Below are 17,451 nucleotides of genomic sequence, written 5' to 3'. Positions count from 1 at the left end.
ATCCATTTTCAAACAGTGAATATTCCATCGTTAGAAGATAAAATATTCTCTCTTCATGTTAAACACTTTTAAATAAATTGAAAAATCAGAAAAACGGTCTGTACTCCCTTTGAAGAAAATGGTATATTTTTTCTGTATTTGAATATGTATACAGGAGTTGGTAGCCATGCAAAAGTCTCGTTTTTGGGTAGTTTGCATCACGATGCTTCTTACTATTAATCTTTTCCCTCTGTATCAGGCCTCTGCTGAAGAAGAATTTACTGAAGTGCTTGATGAAAATTCCGAATATTACGAACTTGGTGAGACTGTTAAAATCGAAGGAGTTTTAGAGCCCGCAACGGCAAGCAGTGATTTTCAGGTTAGTTGCATAGCTTGTGTTAATAACAGATACGTAGTGAAGACAATAAAGGGCCCTACCAAGGTAAAAAAACGTGTAAGGTTTTTAACCTCTTCTTGGGCAAAAGCCTCTAGCTATACCTGGAGTAAAACTCAATCTGCCAGCTCCACTGTATCATCTAATGTGGGGATTAGCGCCAAAGGGATATCAAGTCAGTTAGGGGTTTCTAATACAGTAACCACTTCTTATTCAGTTGCAATCACAATTCCCGCTAATAGTAAGAAATATAGTAAACTTGCATTCTATAGTGATTACAACAAACGGTATGTAAGAGTAAGAAATTATTTAGGAAACTCCCTTATAAGTACAAAGTATGCTTACCATTATGCTCCGCGTAAAGATACATACTTGCAAGTTGTCTATAAATAAAATATAAAGAGGTAAAGGAGTCACCATGTCAAAAATAAAATGGATCATCACGCTCTCCATATGCGCAGCTCTGGCATTTTCTCTCTTTATTTTCTTCAACAAGGCGAATTTTACAGAGGCCAGCGAAAATAAAGAAAACGGGCTTTTCTTTGCTCAAAACTATATCAGCTATGCGATGGAAGACGAGACGATGTCGTTTAACATTTTCGGACTGCAAAAAGCAAACACCGGCATTCCGATAAGCGGTGATACGGTTACGTCGCTCGCTTTTGATAACGATCATATTCAAATCAGCGATTACAAGGTTGAAACAGGGATTCGCCATAAAGGCTATACGCTCGTCAACATCATCGTTGACGTCCGAATCTCAAGCGATAAACCGGAAAAAGCTGATCAGCTGCTGATATCTTTTAACGGACGTGATGCAGAAGCATTTCAAATCGGAAAGATTACCCTTCAAAACGATCATAATGTTCGAAGCGGTGACCTGTCGCCTGCTGGCCAGTATACTGCAGGATATCCAAAACCGTCCTTGGACGTTCGGCTGAAAAACAACCTGGCAAAAGATATCTCCCTTGAAAAGATCACCGATCTAAACGGCGTCATGACGTATTCATTTGACAAGAGGACCGCCATCCAAGCTAAACAAAGCAAACACATCGTCGTCCCGGCTTTTGATATGATAGGGGAATATGATTTTTATACGGTCACTCCTGTTTTACGTTACACTGCAGCAGGGAAGCCTCATCAATACAGCTTGCCCGGTGTACTGTACGGAGCTTTAGACTCCGATGTAGAAAAAATCGAACGGATGCTGAAGCGTCCATAGTTACTGCAAAAAAGCCGGTCTCTGGCTATTATGGTTCGGGACGGCTTTTTCTTTATCCTCTAAAAAACAGCTGATACATACCCCCAGAGTCTTTCTTTGATCGCTGCCATTTCAATTACGATAGCCGCAAGTTTTTGTAAAACTCAAATTTTTCTCTCGTTTGACCGAACATTTTGACGTTTTCAAAGATTACTTTTTTTAAAACCCAGATATCAGGGTTAAAAGACCTAAAAAAAGAAAGATTCACATGACCATAGACGGTAATTAAAAGGGAATGCCGAATAGACCTATATAAATCTTCCTCATTTTGGATGGTTAGCAGGAATTCTTAGTTAACTGGACGAATCTTTAGTCTGTTAAAAACTAAGGAGGAAATTTTTCAAATGAAAAAACGGTCTTTATTCTTTACTTTATTGCTTTCTGCAAGTTTAATACCTGGGGCGGCTGGAGTCGCGGAAACGGGCGGTCATAAGCATACTCATGAAGCAAAAGGGATTTATAAGGAAGCATTGCCTAAACCTAAGGAAGGTTATAAAGATTTAACAGGCAAAGTTCACATTGAAAAAACAACGAAAACAAAAGTGCTGGATGAGAAAGGAAATGAAACGAGTACGATCACATTTAAAAAGAATGTAAACAACGGTAAATTTTCGACTCAGGCAAGCACGGGCAAGCAAAAGATAAGTGTCCTCGCGGTGGCTGATAAGCAGTACCGGCAGAAACACAAAGACTGGAAAACGAGAATCGTCAACATCGTTGAAGAGGCGGACGAAATGTTTAACCGCGACCACGATATTGATTTTGTCGTGGAAGCTGTTGCCCCATGGAGTTCTTCCGGAAGCAATGCCTCTGACATTCTTGACAACCTGGCGGAAAAATTCGAAGGACGGCCTTATAAATTCGTAGCCGGCTTTACAGCCAACGACAATTTTGAAGCGGGCGGCATCGCTTTTCAATACCCTGTTAAACCGGACGGTCCTGCTTTCAGCGTCACGTTCGACCTGGGAACGGAAAATACGGCAAAAGCACAAAGACACGAATTTTCCCATAATTTCGGGGTGGAGCATGATCCGCAAGGAAGCGGCATCCGTTGCATTATGAACTACGATTACGCATACACCGTCGATGTCTGGGATGCGGAACACAACAGCCTGATCGAGAAAAATAAAGTTTGGTATCAATAGTTATAAAAAGGCGTCTCCGCATAAAGCGGAGACGCCTTTTTTGTACTGCAGCCGGGCAGCCTCAATTGGGCTGGGAACCGGTTATCCTCTCAATACAGCCTGATACGCATCCTCCAGTGCTTTCAGCACCTGGTCGTGAACTTTTGTCACTTCTTCTTCAGTCAATGTTTGTTCAGGATTCAAATATTGCAAGCTGAAGGCGACGGATTTCTTGCCTTCTTCCATGTGCTCGCCTTCGTAGACGTCAAAGACATGGACTTCTTTGAGCCATTTGCCGCCTGCTGTTTTGATGACGTCCTCAAGCTGACCGGCCGCTGTTTCTTTATTCACAACAAGCGCGATATCCCGGGTAACAGAAGGATACTTTGGAATTGGTGTATACGTGATCTCCGGTACATCCAATCGAAGGAGCTCGTGCAGGTCCAGTTCAAACACATACGTGTCGCTCAGATCCAGCTCTTTTTCAACTGACGGATGCAGCTGGCCGATGAAGCCGACTAATGAGCCGTTATGCAAAATATTGGCCGTCCGCCCGGGATGAAGCTCTTTTCTTTCAGATTGAGCGAATTCGATGCCTTCGGTGATGCCGAGCTTTTCTAACAGACCCTCGACGATGCCTTTTACGACGAAGAAATCAACCGGCTTTTTCTCGCCCTGCCAGAGGTTTTTATGCCACAGGCCTGTCACGGCTCCGGCGACGTGCTCTTTTTCGACCGGTTTCGTATGTTCTTCGGCTTTCAAGAAAACTGAACCGACCTCATAAAAAGCTGCAGAATCGGACTGCCGTGCCAGGTTGTATGCGACCGAATCAAGCAGATTAGGAAGCAGGCTGTGCCTCAGCACGCTTCTTTCCTCGCTCATCGGCAGCGAAAGGATCGTTTTAAACGATTTTTCCAATGCGTAAGCCGTTGCTTTTTTATCGTTTGTTAGTGAGTATGTGATCGCTTGGGAAAGGCCTGCTCCTTCCAGAAAGCGTCTTACTTTTCTGCGCTTGTCCTGATAAGGTGTCAGTCCGCCCGCAAAGCCTGTTACTTCCGGCAGTGTCGACGGAATGTTGTCATATCCGTACAGTCTTGCGACCTCTTCGATCAAATCTTCTTCAATCGCAATATCGCCTCTTCTTGACGGAACCGTCACGACCAGTTCCCGTTCAGCGTCTTCAACTGCAAAGCCGAGCCTTTCAAAAATGTTGACCATTTCTTCTTTGCTGATGGACATGCCGAGAACCTTCGTCACTTTATCAACGGAAAGGCGGATGACATTCTCTTTGATATCAAGGTGGTTTTCTTCAACCGTACCTTCTAAGACGGTTCCTCCGGCATACCGGCTGATCAAATCTGCCGCGCGTTCTGCAGCGAGGCGCACCCGTGCAGGATCGATGCCCTTTTCAAAGCGGACGCTTGATTCGCTGCGAAGACCGAGATCCTTTGATGCTTTGCGAACGGTCTGACCGTTAAAATACGCGGCCTCAAGCAGCACTGTCGCCGTATCTTCGCGGACTTCGGAGTCCGCTCCGCCCATTACGCCTGCGACTGCCTGCGGAAGAGAACCGTTTGTGATGACAAGATGCTCAAGCGTCAATGTTCTTTCTTGTTCATCAAGCGTCGTTATCGTTTCATTTTCGTACGCTTTGCGGATGACGACCTCTTTTGAGCCAAAGCGGTCATAGTCAAACGCGTGCAGCGGCTGACCGTATTCGAGCAGAACAAAATTCGTAATATCGACGACATTGTTGTGCGGTCTGATGCCGGCATTGATCAGCTTCGTCTGCATCCAAAGCGGCGACGGGCCGATTTTGACGTTTTTAATGATTTTTGCCGCGTACAAAGGATTGGCTTCTGTATCTTCAATTTTGACGGAAATATAGTCCGCCGCTTTTTCGGCGCCTGCCTGATAAGCCGTCTCAGGAAGCTTGACTTCGCGGCCGAGAATCGCAGCCACTTCATAGGCAACGCCGAGCATGTTCATGGCGTCGGCGCGGTTTGGTGTCAGTCCCAGTTCAAGAACCGCATCGTCGAGCGCCAGGCTTTGAAGGGCGTCCGCACCGGTTTCTGCATCGCCCGGGAAGACGAAGATGCCTTCCGCATATTCTTTCGGCACAAGCTTGCCTTGAATGCCAAGCTCCTGCAAAGAGCAGATCATGCCGTTAGACACTTCTCCGCGAAGCTTCGCTTTTTTGATTTTAAAATTGCCGGGCAATACCGCACCAACCGTGGCGACGGCTACTTTTTGCCCTCTGTCCACGTTCGGAGCCCCGCAGATGATCTGGACAGGCTCTTCTTCGCCGATATCGACGAGGCATTTATTCAACTTGTCGGCGTTCGGATGCTGTTCGCGCTCCAGCACATGTCCGATGACAACGCCTTTCATTCCTTCTCCCTTATATTCGATGCCTTCCACTTCAATTCCGCTTCTCGTAATCTTTTCAGCGAGAATCTCGGGAGTCATCCCATCTAAATCCACGTATTCCTGCAGCCATTTATATGAAACAAACATCACGCGTCCTCCTCTTTAAGCCTGTTTAAATTGAGATAAAAATCTGACATCGTTCGTATAGAAATGACGAATGTCGTCAATTCCGTATTTCAGCATCGCGATCCGTTCAACACCCATTCCAAATGCAAATCCCTGATATTGTTTGGAATCGAATCCGGCCATTTCGAGCACGTTCGGATGCACCATTCCGGCGCCGAGAATTTCGATCCAGCCCGTTTGTTTACAAACGGAGCAGCCTTTGCCTCCGCATTTAAAGCAGGAAACATCGACTTCGACAGACGGCTCTGTAAACGGGAAGAAGCTTGGACGCAGTCTGATTTCGCGCTCTTCGCCGAACATCTTTTTCGCGACCGTTTCAAGCGTTCCTTTTAAGTCGCTCATGCTGATATCGCGGTCAACGCAGAGCCCTTCAATCTGCATAAACTGATGGGAGTGTGTCGCATCATCGTTGTCGCGGCGGTATACTTTGCCGGGGCAGATGATTTTGACAGGGCCTTTGCCTTTATGCTTTTCCATCGTGCGCGTCTGGACGGGAGACGTCTGCGTTCTCATCAGCGTATCTTCCGTAATATAAAAGCTGTCTTGCATATCGCGGGCCGGATGCTCTTTCGGAAGGTTGAGCGCTTCGAAGTTATAATAGTCGGTTTCTACTTCAGGACCCTCTTCCACCGAATATCCCATGCTGATAAACAAGTCTTCGATTTCTTCAATAACGATCGTCAGCGGATGCCGCGCTCCTGTTTTTACAGGGCTTCCCGGAAGCGTCACGTCAATCGTCTGTTCTTTCAGCTTCCTTTTCACCTCTTCTTCCTCTAGGCGGGCATTTTTTTCGGCAATCGCCGCGGCGATTTTTTCTCTTACTTCGTTCGCCAAGGCGCCCATTTTCGGCCTTTCTTCAGCGGACAGCTTTCCCATTCCCCGAAGTACTTCCGTGATCGGTCCCTTTTTTCCCAGGTACGCAACGCGGACATCGTTGACTTCTTTTAATGAACCAGCGGCTTCCACTTTTTCAACCGCTTCTTTCTCAAGCCGTTTCAGCTCTTCCTGCATCTTAAAAACTCCTCCTTTTATGTAGCAACCTGTTATTTTAGGCAATAAAAAAAGCCCCTTTCATAATGAAAGGGACGAATCGTGGCCGTGGTACCACCCTTTTTTAAAACAAAGCAAAAAAGCTTTGCTGCTTACTTCATTGGCATAACGGAATGAATCCGGTTCACCTTTACACATCCCTCGAGAGACGCGGTCCCGGTGACAACTCAAGAGGTGAAGCGTTTTTCCGGCCTGCCATAAAAATGCTTGCAGTCTAAGGCATTTTCTCCCTAAATGGCGACATGTGAAAAAACGGAGCCTCTATCACTGTTTTTAAACATATTACATTCATTATAGTGAATTACATGATCCTGTGCAACCGGTTATCCGTGGAGATGATAAAGAAGGACCGCGGTTGCGGCCGCTACATTCAGCGACTCCGCTTTTCCGTAGATCGGAACGTACAGATTTTGGTCGGTCTGTGCGAGGAGAGCCGGATCGACCCCAGATCCTTCGTTTCCGATCAAAAGCGCAAATGACTGCGACGGCTCCGCTTCTCTAAATGGCACGGCATCTTGCAGCGCTGTGCCGTATACCGGGACGCTTTTTCCCTTTAGCTCTTCAATCAGCTCCGAAAGCTCGCGTTTTAAAATCGGAATGTGAAAATGCGAACCTTGAGCCGATCTGAGCGTTTTGGCATTGTAGGGGTCGACAGTGCCTTGTCCGATCACAACGGCATCGATCCCCGCCGCGTCTGCCGTCCGGATGATCGTCCCTAAATTGCCCGGATCTTGCACAGCATCCGCAAGCAGCAGCTTTTCGTATTGAAAAGGTCCGCTTTCAGGCATTCGGCATACAGCGGCGACAGCCTGGGGTGTCTCTGTTTCGGCAATCGCCGAGAAAGCATCGTCGCTCAAAATATAGCGGGCAACAGACTCATCAAGCGCGGCCGGGAAATCCGCTTCGTCTCGGACCATGATTTCTTTCACAACACCCGGTGTCTTCAGCGCTTCCTCAACGAGATGCTCGCCTTCTATTAAGAAAGTATTGGTTTTTGTCCGCTCTTTTTTCGTATGAAGTTTTTTCCAATCCTTCACTTTTTGATTTTTGGCTGATTCAATTCGTTTCAAATCGTTTTGACTCCTTTGTCTCGCAATAGTCACATTATATCTCATCAATGATACATAATAAACCCGAAAGCGAGGCAGAATATAGAAAATCAGATTTGATGAAATGGAGTGAAAAAAGATGGATTTGAATTTGCGCCATGCCGTTATTGCCAATGTATCAGGAAACTCGCAAGAAGAGCTTGAGCACACGATCGTCGATGCGATCCAAAGCGGTGAAGAAAAAATGCTTCCGGGATTAGGTGTGTTGTTCGAGGTCATCTGGCAGCACGCAACTGAATCGGATAAAACTGAAATGCTTGAGACATTGGAACAAGGATTAAAAACGAAATAAACCGGCGGCCTGAAACGGCCCCGGTTTATTTTCATCCTGGAATAGAAGGCTCCATCCGCAATGCCGGATCGCGCCAAATCTCCGTCCACTTTTTAATGGCAGCCGCCATGATCACCAGCCCCAGCAGCAGCATAATAATTGATAAAATGCCGTTTAAAACGCTGAAACCGGCAGCTTCCGCATTAAAATAAACGTTTTTGATCATCCAGTATCCCGCATAGTTGACCGTTACGTACAAATAAGCGAGCGGAATGAGACATGTCAGCATATAACGCCGTTTGTCCGCTATTTTTAAAATGACCGTCGCGCCGATAATTAAACCGACGGATGCCATCAGCTGGTTGGATACGCCAAACAGCGCCCAAATCGAGCTGATGTCGCCTGAATACAGCAAATACCCCCACATGAAACAGGCAACGGCGCTCGCTGCGACCGAACCCGGAAGCCAGTCCGTTTTTTTCAGCGGTTTGTACACTTCTCCGAAAAAGTCTTGAATCAAATAACGCGCCACCCTTGTACCGGCATCAATCGCCGTTAAAATAAAGACGGCTTCAAACATGATGACAAATTGAAAAAAGTAAGAGGCCAAATGGCTGAAAAACGGAATATCCGTAAAAATATAAGCCATGCCGACGGCAAGGGTAACAGCTCCGCCTGTTCTTCCTTCAAGATCGAGACCGATTTCGCGGCTGAGTTCAGGCAGGTGGACGACATTCATGCCAAGCGTCCGAAAGACTTCAGGCGAACTGTTGATGGCAAAATAATCGCCCGGCTGCAATGCCGTTGCCGCGATCAGCGCCATGATGCCGACAAGACACTCAACGAGCATCGCCCCAAAGCCGACGAATTTCATATCGCTCCACTTATCAAGCATTTTCGGCGTCGTGCCTGAACCAACAAACGCATGGAAGCCGGAAATCGCACCGCAGGCGATCGTAATTGAAATAAACGGCCAAACCGGACCAGGCGATACAGGTCCCCCTCCGCCAGTAAACTCGGTAAACGCCGGAAACGGAATCGCCGGATTGACGACGAACACCCCGGCAATCAAAGCGATAAACACCCCGATCTTCATGAAGCTGCTCAAATAATCGCGCGGCGCGAGCAGCAGCCATACAGGGAGCGCAGCTGCAAAAAATGCATAGACAGGAAGTGCGACAGCAAGCGTTTTCGTATCAAGCGTCAAGGCGTCTCCAAGCGGCGTTTCCGCGATGGACGGTCCGATGAAGACACCGGCCATCAGTAAAATAAATCCGCCGGTTGACGCTAATTTTAAGTTGCCTGTCTTTTTATAAAATAAACCGACCCCCATTGCGATCGGAATTGTAATCGCAACGGCGAACGTCCCCCACGGATTGCGTTCAAGCGCATGAAGCACAACCATCGACAGCCCCGCCATCGTGATCGTAATAATAAACAGCATCGCAAGCCCCGTGCAAAATCCCGCAACAGGCCCGAGCTCTTCTTTCGCCACTTCTGAAAGCGACTTTCCCTTCCTCCGCATGGACGCAAATAAAACGACAATATCATGCACGGCTCCCCCGATCACCGCTCCGATCAAGAGCCACAACAGTCCCGGCAAGTAGCCGAACTGCGCCGCCAAGATCGGCCCGACAAGCGGCCCCGCGGCTGCGATGGCCGCAAAGTGGTGGCCGAAAGACACCCATTTGTTCGTCGGCACATAATCTTTGCCGTCTTTCTGGAGATGGGCAGGAGTCGGCTTGTCATCATCAACCTTCAACACTTTCACCATCATAAATGTTCCGTACAAACGATAGGCGATCGCCAAAATACAGATGGAAGCGATCACAATTGTTATTGCATTCATCCAATTCCTCCCCCCTTTGTTTCTTTTTTAACATATCTCATATTTTTTGTAAGCGCAATCATCTTTTTTCGAAAAAAGACACGGCCTCCATCTTCGCTTTTTATGACAGCTTCCTTTTGTTATAGACGAGCACCCGGACCTCTCAGTTTGATTTCATATTCTTATTGACACTTTAGCACGATCGTACTAAAATTGAGCCATGAATACGAAATCACAAAAAAGACGACTGCAAATTATTGAAGACGCTATTCAAGTGCTTGTGGAAGAAGGCTATGCGAATGCCTCGATCGGCAATATCGCAAAAAAGGGGGGAATCAGCAAAGGAGTCGTTACGTATCATTTTCGAAATAAAATGCAGCTTATGAAGGCTGTTGTTGAGTATTGCTACGGACTTGCAGCACCTTATATGGAAAAATTCATGGATGGTTCAGACAGTGCGCCGGCGACACTGCGCGCATACATTGAATCAAATCTCAGATTCATGTATGAACACCGAGCTTACGTGACCGCAATCATTGAGGTGGTATCCAACCTACGAACAGAAACCGGCGAGCTGTTTTACCAGAATGAAGATGAATCAATATATGAGCCATTAGTTGAAATTTTTAAGTGGGGACAGGAAACAGAAGGGAGTTTCAGGCAGTTTTCCCCGCACATTATGGCCAGAACCGTCCGAAGCGTCATCGATTCTCTTGGGACCAAAATCGCAAATCAAGATATATCAGATAAGGAAGACATGATATCAGAAATTGTCGATACGTTCGATTATGCAACAAGAAAAATAACTAAATAGGGGGGCTATCGTGAACACTGGTGAATTTAAAAAATTGGACGGGAAAATTGTTGCCGTACGGAAGCTTGAAGGTGTGATCACTTTATGTGTGTATGCAGCCATGATTCTGGCATTGCTATACTTTACTATCACATTCGGCTGGCCAAAATGGATATTGGCTGTCACATTATGTTTAGCTGTTGCCTCGGTACCGTTTGAACTTTATCTTTTGCCGAAGTGGAAATGTCACTTGTGGCGATACCGCCTAAGTGAAGTAAGTATTCAAATCCATAAAGGGATCATTTTCAGACGAAAAGTATTAATTCCTATGGGGAAAGTCCAGCATGTCGAAGCAAAACAAGGTCCTATTTTAAAAAAGTACAATTTATATACAGTGACTTTATCAACGGCAGCCGGCAGCCACGACATTCTGGGATTGGCCGAAGGAACAGCCGATTCGATCCGCAAAGAAATTGAAGCCTATGCGAGGTTATGCGATGAACAAGTCTGACACATTGATCAAACATCGTCTCCATCCGGTTTCCGTCCTTTACTTTATCGCTACAGCGATCAAAGAATCATTTTCCTTTATTTGGTCATTTCCACTGCTCGTATTATGTATTCATAAACTGGGCGGTGACATTCCCGCTTTCCTCATCAATATCACTTTAGGCTCATGCCTTATCATGTCGTTTTTCGTGATTGGTGTATTAAAATGGCGGTCATTTACCTACCAAATACATGAGAAAGCGATATATGTTGAATCCGGTTTGCTTGTCGTCAAGAAAAGATGGGTGCAGCCGGATCGTATACAATCAATTGATTCTGCGATTCGTGTATATGATCATTTATTTTCCACCCGGACTTTGACAATTGAACTTGCCGGAGGAGAAGAATCCGGCATCACACTCAGCTGCATTTCAAAAGAAGAAGAACAGCGCATTCGGACGGCTTTAAAAACAGAAGCAAAAGACAGGCCGAGCGAACATGCTGAAGACTCAATGTTTCAATTATCTAAAAGTAACCTCATTTTACACAGCCTGCTATCGCCTAAAGTCGGGATTGTGTTTACGCTGTTATTACTGGGATTGCTAAAATATATCGATATATCGAAAGAAGGAGACAGGGACACTTTGTTCACCTCCTTATCTGGCTGGTTCGGCCCCAACTGGATCATGATCACGGTGGTCTTGATGGCTATTCTATCATTCGCGCTTTCGCTATTACTCACATTTGCAAGTGATTTTCAATTCACATTAAGGAAAAATAGCAAAGGAGAAATTGAGATTGAGCAGGGTCTGTTTGAAAAGAAAAAACGAACGATCGGACAAGACCGGATACAGGCCGTTCTCATCATTGAGCGTCCGATTCACCGATTCTTGGGGTATGCAGAAATCAAAGCTGTTGTGATTCGCAATCGTTCAAATGAGCAAAGCAGTAAAACCGTCACCCTACTTCCTTTTGTTAAAAAAGAAAAGGCCGAATCCATGCTTGAACCGTTTACCGGTTACCGCAAAGGAGGCCATCTGCACACGCTCACAAAGGGAGCGAAAATTCACTATATGGTTATGCCATTTATAGCCGGCTGTCTTTTTGCCATACCGATATGGCTGTTTGTACCTTCCGACTATCACAATCTGGCTGCAGTTCTGCCGCTCGGATTATTCAGCCTGGGGTGGATAGGGTATCGGATGATTGGCTGGAATCAAAGCAGCCGGTTTTTAACTTTGCAATACGGAATTTTATCCCGGAAAACGGCAATTATGAAACGCGGACGCATTCAATGGGCATCATTGAGCCAAACATTTATGCAAGAGAGAAAAAACTTAGCGTCAATTAAGCTGGCCGTTGCCTCAGGAAAAGAAAATATGAAATTTTCGATCAGCCACATTCCAATAGAGAGTGCAGCAGATCTTTATCAACATGTCCTTAAAACAAAGGAATAATTTTCAAAATCACCCAAAACCCAGTTGACTAATAGGAATAATAAGAATAAAATAGACACATGCTTCATCTGCTGCCTTTTTTAAGGCGTAATTGGCGGGTATCATCGGATATCCGCCTTTTTTCTGTCAGCATAACGGAACAATAAAAAAATGAACGGCCATGACTAGACAGAAAGCGGCGCTCCCTCCGATTCGATTGATGTTTGTTTTGACAAGTGAAGCTGAGAGATGGTGAGACAGCGAAAAAAACAATATGGTGCCGATCAAGATGACGCCCGCCTCTAAAAATGAGTGATTGAGAAACCGGGTCCGATCAAGGACCGCCGTGATAAACAGAAGCCAAAGGTATGCTATAAATGCGTACATCAAAAAGCAATATGCAGCCGAAAAAAACGACTTCATCATATCCCCCCTCCTGTTTTATAGTATTCTCCGACATAAATGCGCACACCTTTTCACACCTAAAAAAACCGGCACAGCGGCCGGATTTTTTAGATCATCTTTTTTTCACTCTGATCACATTCCAGGAAAGTTTCGGAAGGTGAGCCGTCAGCCTGCCGTCACATACTTTGGCGTCTCCGCCGCTGTGCGGAACGACGTTGTTGCGGTCTTTTTCATTCGTCGCTTTATGATCTTCGTGTTCCAGAACGATGTGCTCAGAGACACTGTACCCTTCAAAGCTTCTCATATCGGCTTCCATTTCAAGGCCGGCGTCAGTTGCGCGGTTGACGGCAAAAACGGTTAATTCTTCGGCTTCTTCATTGAAAACAGACACGGACTCCAGGTACGGCACATCCGTAAAGTCTTTCGCATCATACTTCGGAGACGATACCGCCGTCTGCAATACCGTTCCTCTGCCGTAGACGGAAGCGTGCATAAACGGATAGAAAATGGTCTGACGCCACGCTTCTCCGCCTTTGTCTGTCATAATCGGCGCGATGACATTGACAAGCTGAGCCAGACAGGCGATTTTCACGCGGTCGGCATGCTTGAGCATCGTAATCAGCATACAGCCGACGAGAAGCGCATCCTCAAAGTTGTAGATGTCTTCAAGAAGGTGCGGCGCTTTCGCCCAGCGTTCAGCTTCTTTGTCTTTTTCATTCGAGTGATACCAGACATTCCACTCATCATATGAAAGGTGAATCGTTTTCTTGCTTTTCTTTTTCGCTTTCATATAGTCGCAGACTGAGATGACCGTTTTGATAAAGTGATCCATGTCCAGCGATCTCGCCAAATAGTTTGGAAGGTCATTGTCACGGTTGCCGTAATACGAGTGAAGCGAGATGTACTCGACGTGTTCGTACGTATGATCAAGCACGGTTGTTTCCCAGTCGATGAATGTCGGCATTCCGCTTCCCGAACTTCCGCAGGCGACGAGCTCGATCGACGGGTCCGTCCATTTCATCACCTTCGCGGCTTCAGCGGCAAGTCTTCCGTATTCGGCTGCAGTTTTATGGCCGATTTGCCATGGACCGTCCATTTCATTGCCGAGGCACCATGTTTTAATTTTATGCGGTTCCTTATATCCATGGGATTTTCTCAAGTCGCTGTAGTACGATCCTGACGAATGGTTGCAATATTCTACCAGGTTGCGTGCGGCATCAATTCCTCTCGTTCCGAGGTTGACGGCCATATTCACCTCTGCCCCGACAAGCTTTGCCCAATCCATAAATTCGTTCGTACCGATTAAGTTCGGCTCGGTTGTCGCCCACGCCAAATCAAGTCTTGTCGGCCGCTGTTCGACAGGACCGACCCCGTCCTCCCAGTTATAACCCGAGACGAAATTTCCGCCGGGATACCTGATAAACGGAACCTTCAGTTCACTGACCAATTTAATAACGTCTTTCCGAAAGCCAGATTCGTCAGCTTCAGGATGATCGGGCTCATAAATGCCTTCGTAAACGGCTCTGCCGAGATGCTCGATAAAGGATCCGTAAATTCGCTTATCAACCTCTGCCACCTTATATTCCTTGTCAATCGTCATCTTCGCTTTGTGTGCAGTCATGTTAAATCATTCCTTTCAAGATGATATATAGTGGATCAGCCTTTAATTCCGCCTGCCGTCAAACCTGATATAAAGTACTTCTGGAAGAACAGGAAAATGAGAATCACGGGCAGAATCGCCAGCACAGAACCCGAAATCAACATGTCATAATTGTTCCCGTACGGACTGAGCAAAGCGGACAGTCCGATTGGGAGCGTAAACATTTCTTTCGATCGCAAAACGATCAGCGGCCATAAGAAGTTGTTCCAGCTGTTTAAGGATTGAAGAATGATCATCGCTCCAAATGCCGGCTTCATCAAGGGCGCCATGATCCTGAAGTAAATGCCGAACTCTGTGCAGCCGTCCATTCTCGCGGAATCAAGCAAATCTCTCGGCAGGCCGAGCGCATACTGTCTAAAGAAAAACACGGCGACAGGCGAGACGATAAACGGCAGAATCACACCGGCGTATGTGTCGACAATATGAAGAGAAACCGTCATTTTAAATAAAGGCAGCATGAGAATTTCGATCGGCACCATCATGATCAGGAGCACAGCTACAAACAAGAGATTTTTTCCTTTAAAGTCGTAGACGGCAAGCCCGTATCCGACCATTGAAGAAAACAAGAGCGTCAGCACGGTGGATATCACCACGAGAATCAAGCTGTTCGAAAACCATTGAAAATAAATGCTTCCTCCATTAAACAAGTATGTGTAATTGTCAAGGCTCAGGATTTCAGGGCTCAGCTTTAAATTCAAGCCGAAGCGCAACAATTCCGAAGATGGTTTGAGCGAGCCGAGCACAAGGCAGAAAAGCGGAAACACAAACAAAAAGCTTAGTATCGCAAACAGCAGAAACAGAGCAACTTTCGCAATGTTGAGGCCTCTGGCAGGACGCATTAATAGCCCTCCTTTTTAAAAGATCCAGACAGCTTTAATGAAATGAGGCTGCAGATGAAAATGATGATCAAGAGCACGATGCCGAGCGCCGAGCCGTAGCCCATGTTGTTGTAGGCAAGCCCCTGCTGATAAATGTATCCGACCATCGTCAGGCCGATGTTGCCCGGAGAGTTGTTTTGCCACAGCACATAGCTTTCTTCAAACATCCGGAAGCCGCCGATGATGCTGATCGTCAGCACGTAGACGCTGACGGGCTTTAAAAACGGAAGCGTAATATGGTAAAACTTCTTGAACGTGCCTGCGCCGTCGATTTCGGCAGCTTCATATAATTCTTTCGGAACGTTCTGCAAGCCCGCCAAAAAGTACAGGACATTGATTCCCATCCATCTCCAGGATGCGAGCATCACCATTAAAAACATGCCGGTATGTTCGTTGTTCAGCCAGTTGTACGGCGAAGCTCCAAACTTAGCCAATATCGAATTCGCCAGCGATGTATCCATTTCTCCAAAAATCAGCCTGAAAATAATCCCCGCCACAATGGTTGACGTCAGAGCCGGGATGAATAAAGCCGATTTGAACACGCTTTTAAACTTTACGAGTTTAGAATCTAAAAAGACTGCCAGAATAAGAGGAACAGGTATTAAAATCAGCAATGTCCAAAAGGTGTATTTTACGGTGTTGAATAGTGCGGTATAAAATGTAGGATTGTTTAATGCTTGATAGTTCTCCGTCCCGATGAAGCGGACTTCCCCGGGGAGAATGCTTTGAAAGCTCATGATGACGACGCTGATAAGCGGATAAAGAAAAAATATGCAGAAGGAGAGTACAAAAGGTGCTGTGAAAATGTAGGGTGCGGCTTTTGCTGAATATAATAATCGTCTGATCTTTCTTTTTCTGCTCACCGGCGGAAACGAATGCACTGTATCTGTTTTAACAGTCTTCAAGTTATCGCCTCGCTTTACAGTAATGAAAGACTATTGCCCTTTCACTTCAGCTGCTGCTTTGTCCAATGCTTCTTTCGGTGTTTTGCTCTTCGTTTTGAGCGCTTCGTACAGGACGTTTCTGTTGACGAGATCAGAAGTCTTCGCATAATCCTCAGTAAGGTAAAGCGGATTGATCTCATCCTTTATGTCAAGAAGCACGGAAAAGATGTGTTGTCCGTTTTGAAAGTATTCTGTATATTGATTTGGTTTTTTCAATTCGTCCGAGTCCCACACATCCCATCTGAGCGGATCGAATCCGAGCACGGTCCACAGCTTGATGTTGCCTTCTTTCGATGCTTTGGCAAATTTCAAGAAATCCTTGGCCAGATCGACCTCTTTCGCCTGTTTTGGAATCACGGTGGCCGTTCCGCCCATTCCCGCTGAACGGTCTCCCCCTTCTTCCCATGCCGGCAACGGTCTGATCGCGATTTTCCCTTTCAAGTCAGGCATATAATCCAAAAAACGGCCCATATACCAGATCGGCATTAAGACAGACGCCGCGCCGCCTTGGTTCATAAACCCGTAGTATTCTTCACTGTGATGATTACCTCCGGGCGTTGTGACGGCAATTTTGTCTTTCTCAATTAAAGTCTTTAAAAATTCGAGCGTTTTTAAGTTTGTCTCATTGTTTAATGTCAAACGCCCCTGCTCATCAAAGTAACCGGATCCCTGCTGGGAAACCAGTGGCAGAAATGAATTCGGATCGGTCGTTTCAATCGTTGTCATCGGCTTTCCGAGAGCTTTGACGACCTTTTTGCCCGCTTCCCTGTAATCTTCCCACGTTTTGATGTCGTCCGGATCAACGCCTGCTTTATTCATCATTTCCATGTTGTAATACATCACGGTTGTTCCGACATGTGTGTCAAGTCCGTAAAGCTTGCCGTTTTTGCTGTAGAGCGTCAGCCTCGCTTCAACAAACTTGTCGCGTTCGCCCTCCACAAGCGGCGTTAAATCTGTAAGAGGAATGTCAGAGCCCTTCAAAAAGTTCGAATAGCGCCCCAGCTCAACATCGGCAATATCTGGAACCCCTTTCCCGGCTAAAAGCGAGATTGATAAATTGTCATGCATCTGTCCATACGGATACACCACTGTATTTAATTTGATTTTTCGCTCGGGATACTTTTTGTTCCATTCTTTCACCATCTCAGCATAAAACTGTTCATGAAGGCCGTTGAATGTCCAAAATGTCAGTTCGGTGCCGTCCGCTTGATCAGAGGCTGGACTTGCCTTGCACCCCGATAAAAGCAGACATGCAGCGACCGTGACCATAAAGA

General features: G+C 46.2%; 16 protein-coding genes. 7 read left to right on the top strand and 9 right to left on the bottom strand.

Annotated elements, in window-relative coordinates; translation table 11 throughout:
- Positions 1-166 precede the first annotated feature (166 nt).
- From M1D90_RS06445 to M1D90_RS06435, 3 genes are all read left to right on the top strand, one after another.
- Positions 167-766, top strand: coding sequence for a hypothetical protein (locus M1D90_RS06445; RefSeq protein WP_456283198.1), 600 nt, complete (start codon positions 167-169; stop codon positions 764-766).
- Positions 767-791: 25 nt separating this feature from the next.
- On the top strand, positions 792-1,595 hold the full coding sequence (locus tag M1D90_RS06440; RefSeq protein WP_456283196.1) for a hypothetical protein: 804 nt from the start codon (positions 792-794) through the stop codon (positions 1,593-1,595).
- A 383-nt stretch (positions 1,596-1,978) separates the two neighbouring features.
- The gene (locus M1D90_RS06435) at positions 1,979-2,779 is read left to right on the top strand and encodes a zinc-dependent metalloprotease (protein WP_456283194.1); all 801 of its coding nucleotides are present in this window, start codon (positions 1,979-1,981) and stop codon (positions 2,777-2,779) included.
- 81 nt (positions 2,780-2,860) lie between these two features.
- Here the strand turns inward: M1D90_RS06435 and pheT are convergent, their stop codons facing one another.
- The 3 genes from pheT to M1D90_RS06420 form a co-directional block, all read right to left on the bottom strand.
- Entirely contained in the window at positions 2,861-5,275 is a 2,415-nt protein-coding gene (gene pheT, locus M1D90_RS06430; protein WP_026579104.1) for a phenylalanine--tRNA ligase subunit beta, read from the bottom strand.
- A gap of 15 nt (positions 5,276-5,290) precedes the next feature.
- The gene (gene pheS / locus M1D90_RS06425; protein WP_003184229.1) at positions 5,291-6,325 is read right to left on the bottom strand and encodes a phenylalanine--tRNA ligase subunit alpha; all 1,035 of its coding nucleotides are present in this window, start codon (positions 6,323-6,325) and stop codon (positions 5,291-5,293) included.
- 362 nt (positions 6,326-6,687) lie between these two features.
- Positions 6,688-7,434: a TrmH family RNA methyltransferase gene (locus M1D90_RS06420; RefSeq protein WP_023855459.1), complete on the bottom strand. Its 747-nt coding sequence runs from the start codon at positions 7,432-7,434 to the stop codon at positions 6,688-6,690.
- Between the two features lie 118 nt (positions 7,435-7,552).
- On the opposite strand from M1D90_RS06420, the gene sspI reads away from it, so the two are divergent.
- A complete protein-coding gene (gene sspI / locus M1D90_RS06415; protein ID WP_023855460.1) occupies positions 7,553-7,765 on the top strand; it encodes a small acid-soluble spore protein SspI in 213 nt (70 codons plus the stop codon).
- 31 nt (positions 7,766-7,796) lie between these two features.
- Here the strand turns inward: sspI and cstA are convergent, their stop codons facing one another.
- A complete protein-coding gene (cstA, locus tag M1D90_RS06410; RefSeq protein WP_020452513.1) occupies positions 7,797-9,593 on the bottom strand; it encodes a carbon starvation protein CstA in 1,797 nt (598 codons plus the stop codon).
- 199 nt (positions 9,594-9,792) lie between these two features.
- Between cstA and M1D90_RS06405 the strand changes: the two genes are divergently transcribed.
- The 3 genes from M1D90_RS06405 to M1D90_RS06395 are packed head-to-tail and all read left to right on the top strand — an operon-like array spanning position 9,793 to position 12,311.
- The gene (locus M1D90_RS06405) at positions 9,793-10,386 is read left to right on the top strand and encodes a TetR/AcrR family transcriptional regulator (protein WP_035338206.1); all 594 of its coding nucleotides are present in this window, start codon (positions 9,793-9,795) and stop codon (positions 10,384-10,386) included.
- 10 nt (positions 10,387-10,396) lie between these two features.
- On the top strand, positions 10,397-10,876 hold the full coding sequence (locus M1D90_RS06400) for a PH domain-containing protein (protein ID WP_065643643.1): 480 nt from the start codon (positions 10,397-10,399) through the stop codon (positions 10,874-10,876).
- A complete protein-coding gene (locus M1D90_RS06395) occupies positions 10,863-12,311 on the top strand; it encodes a PH domain-containing protein (RefSeq protein ID WP_456283191.1) in 1,449 nt (482 codons plus the stop codon). Before M1D90_RS06400 ends, M1D90_RS06395 begins: the two co-directional genes overlap by 14 nt.
- A gap of 126 nt (positions 12,312-12,437) precedes the next feature.
- Here M1D90_RS06395 and M1D90_RS06390 read toward each other — a convergent pair whose 3' ends face one another.
- The 5 genes from M1D90_RS06390 to M1D90_RS06370 form a co-directional block, all read right to left on the bottom strand.
- Positions 12,438-12,713 carry a hypothetical protein gene (locus M1D90_RS06390; RefSeq protein WP_025811013.1) on the bottom strand — a complete coding sequence of 92 codons (276 nt, stop codon included), beginning with the start codon at positions 12,711-12,713 and terminating at the stop codon, positions 12,438-12,440.
- A gap of 94 nt (positions 12,714-12,807) precedes the next feature.
- A complete protein-coding gene (gene arfA, locus M1D90_RS06385; protein WP_025811012.1) occupies positions 12,808-14,316 on the bottom strand; it encodes an arabinosylfuranosidase ArfA in 1,509 nt (502 codons plus the stop codon).
- 35 nt (positions 14,317-14,351) lie between these two features.
- Positions 14,352-15,194 (bottom strand): carbohydrate ABC transporter permease, encoded by an 843-nt coding sequence (locus M1D90_RS06380; RefSeq protein WP_020452519.1) that lies wholly within the window; start codon positions 15,192-15,194, stop codon positions 14,352-14,354.
- Positions 15,194-16,138, bottom strand: coding sequence for a carbohydrate ABC transporter permease (locus M1D90_RS06375; RefSeq protein WP_456283190.1), 945 nt, complete (start codon positions 16,136-16,138; stop codon positions 15,194-15,196). The genes M1D90_RS06380 and M1D90_RS06375 overlap by 1 nt, the downstream gene beginning before the upstream one ends.
- Before the next feature lie 30 nt (positions 16,139-16,168).
- On the bottom strand, positions 16,169-17,446 hold the full coding sequence (locus tag M1D90_RS06370) for an ABC transporter substrate-binding protein (protein ID WP_456283484.1): 1,278 nt from the start codon (positions 17,444-17,446) through the stop codon (positions 16,169-16,171).
- Positions 17,447-17,451: the final 5 nt, after the last annotated feature.

The sequence above is a fragment of the Bacillus sp. JZ34 genome, assembly GCF_053903205.1.
This window is presented reverse-complemented; position numbering and strand designations above follow the sequence as displayed.

Excerpts from the sequence above, each read along its gene's own strand:
- arfA (WP_025811012.1), bottom strand. The coding sequence starts at position 14,316 with ATGACTGCACACAAAGCGAAGATGACGATTGACAAGGAATATAAGGTG.
- M1D90_RS06445 (WP_456283198.1), top strand. The coding sequence starts at position 167 with ATGCAAAAGTCTCGTTTTTGGGTAGTTTGCATCACGATGCTTCTTACT.
- M1D90_RS06435 (WP_456283194.1), top strand. The coding sequence starts at position 1,979 with ATGAAAAAACGGTCTTTATTCTTTACTTTATTGCTTTCTGCAAGTTTA.
- M1D90_RS06405 (WP_035338206.1), top strand. The coding sequence starts at position 9,793 with ATGAATACGAAATCACAAAAAAGACGACTGCAAATTATTGAAGACGCT.
- M1D90_RS06380 (WP_020452519.1), bottom strand. The coding sequence starts at position 15,194 with ATGCGTCCTGCCAGAGGCCTCAACATTGCGAAAGTTGCTCTGTTTCTG.
- M1D90_RS06440 (WP_456283196.1), top strand. The coding sequence starts at position 792 with ATGTCAAAAATAAAATGGATCATCACGCTCTCCATATGCGCAGCTCTG.
- M1D90_RS06390 (WP_025811013.1), bottom strand. The coding sequence starts at position 12,713 with ATGAAGTCGTTTTTTTCGGCTGCATATTGCTTTTTGATGTACGCATTT.
- M1D90_RS06370 (WP_456283484.1), bottom strand. The coding sequence starts at position 17,446 with ATGGTCACGGTCGCTGCATGTCTGCTTTTATCGGGGTGCAAGGCAAGT.
- sspI (WP_023855460.1), top strand. The coding sequence starts at position 7,553 with ATGGATTTGAATTTGCGCCATGCCGTTATTGCCAATGTATCAGGAAAC.
- pheT (WP_026579104.1), bottom strand. The coding sequence starts at position 5,275 with ATGTTTGTTTCATATAAATGGCTGCAGGAATACGTGGATTTAGATGGG.
- cstA (WP_020452513.1), bottom strand. The coding sequence starts at position 9,593 with ATGAATGCAATAACAATTGTGATCGCTTCCATCTGTATTTTGGCGATC.
- M1D90_RS06395 (WP_456283191.1), top strand. The coding sequence starts at position 10,863 with ATGAACAAGTCTGACACATTGATCAAACATCGTCTCCATCCGGTTTCC.
- pheS (WP_003184229.1), bottom strand. The coding sequence starts at position 6,325 with ATGCAGGAAGAGCTGAAACGGCTTGAGAAAGAAGCGGTTGAAAAAGTG.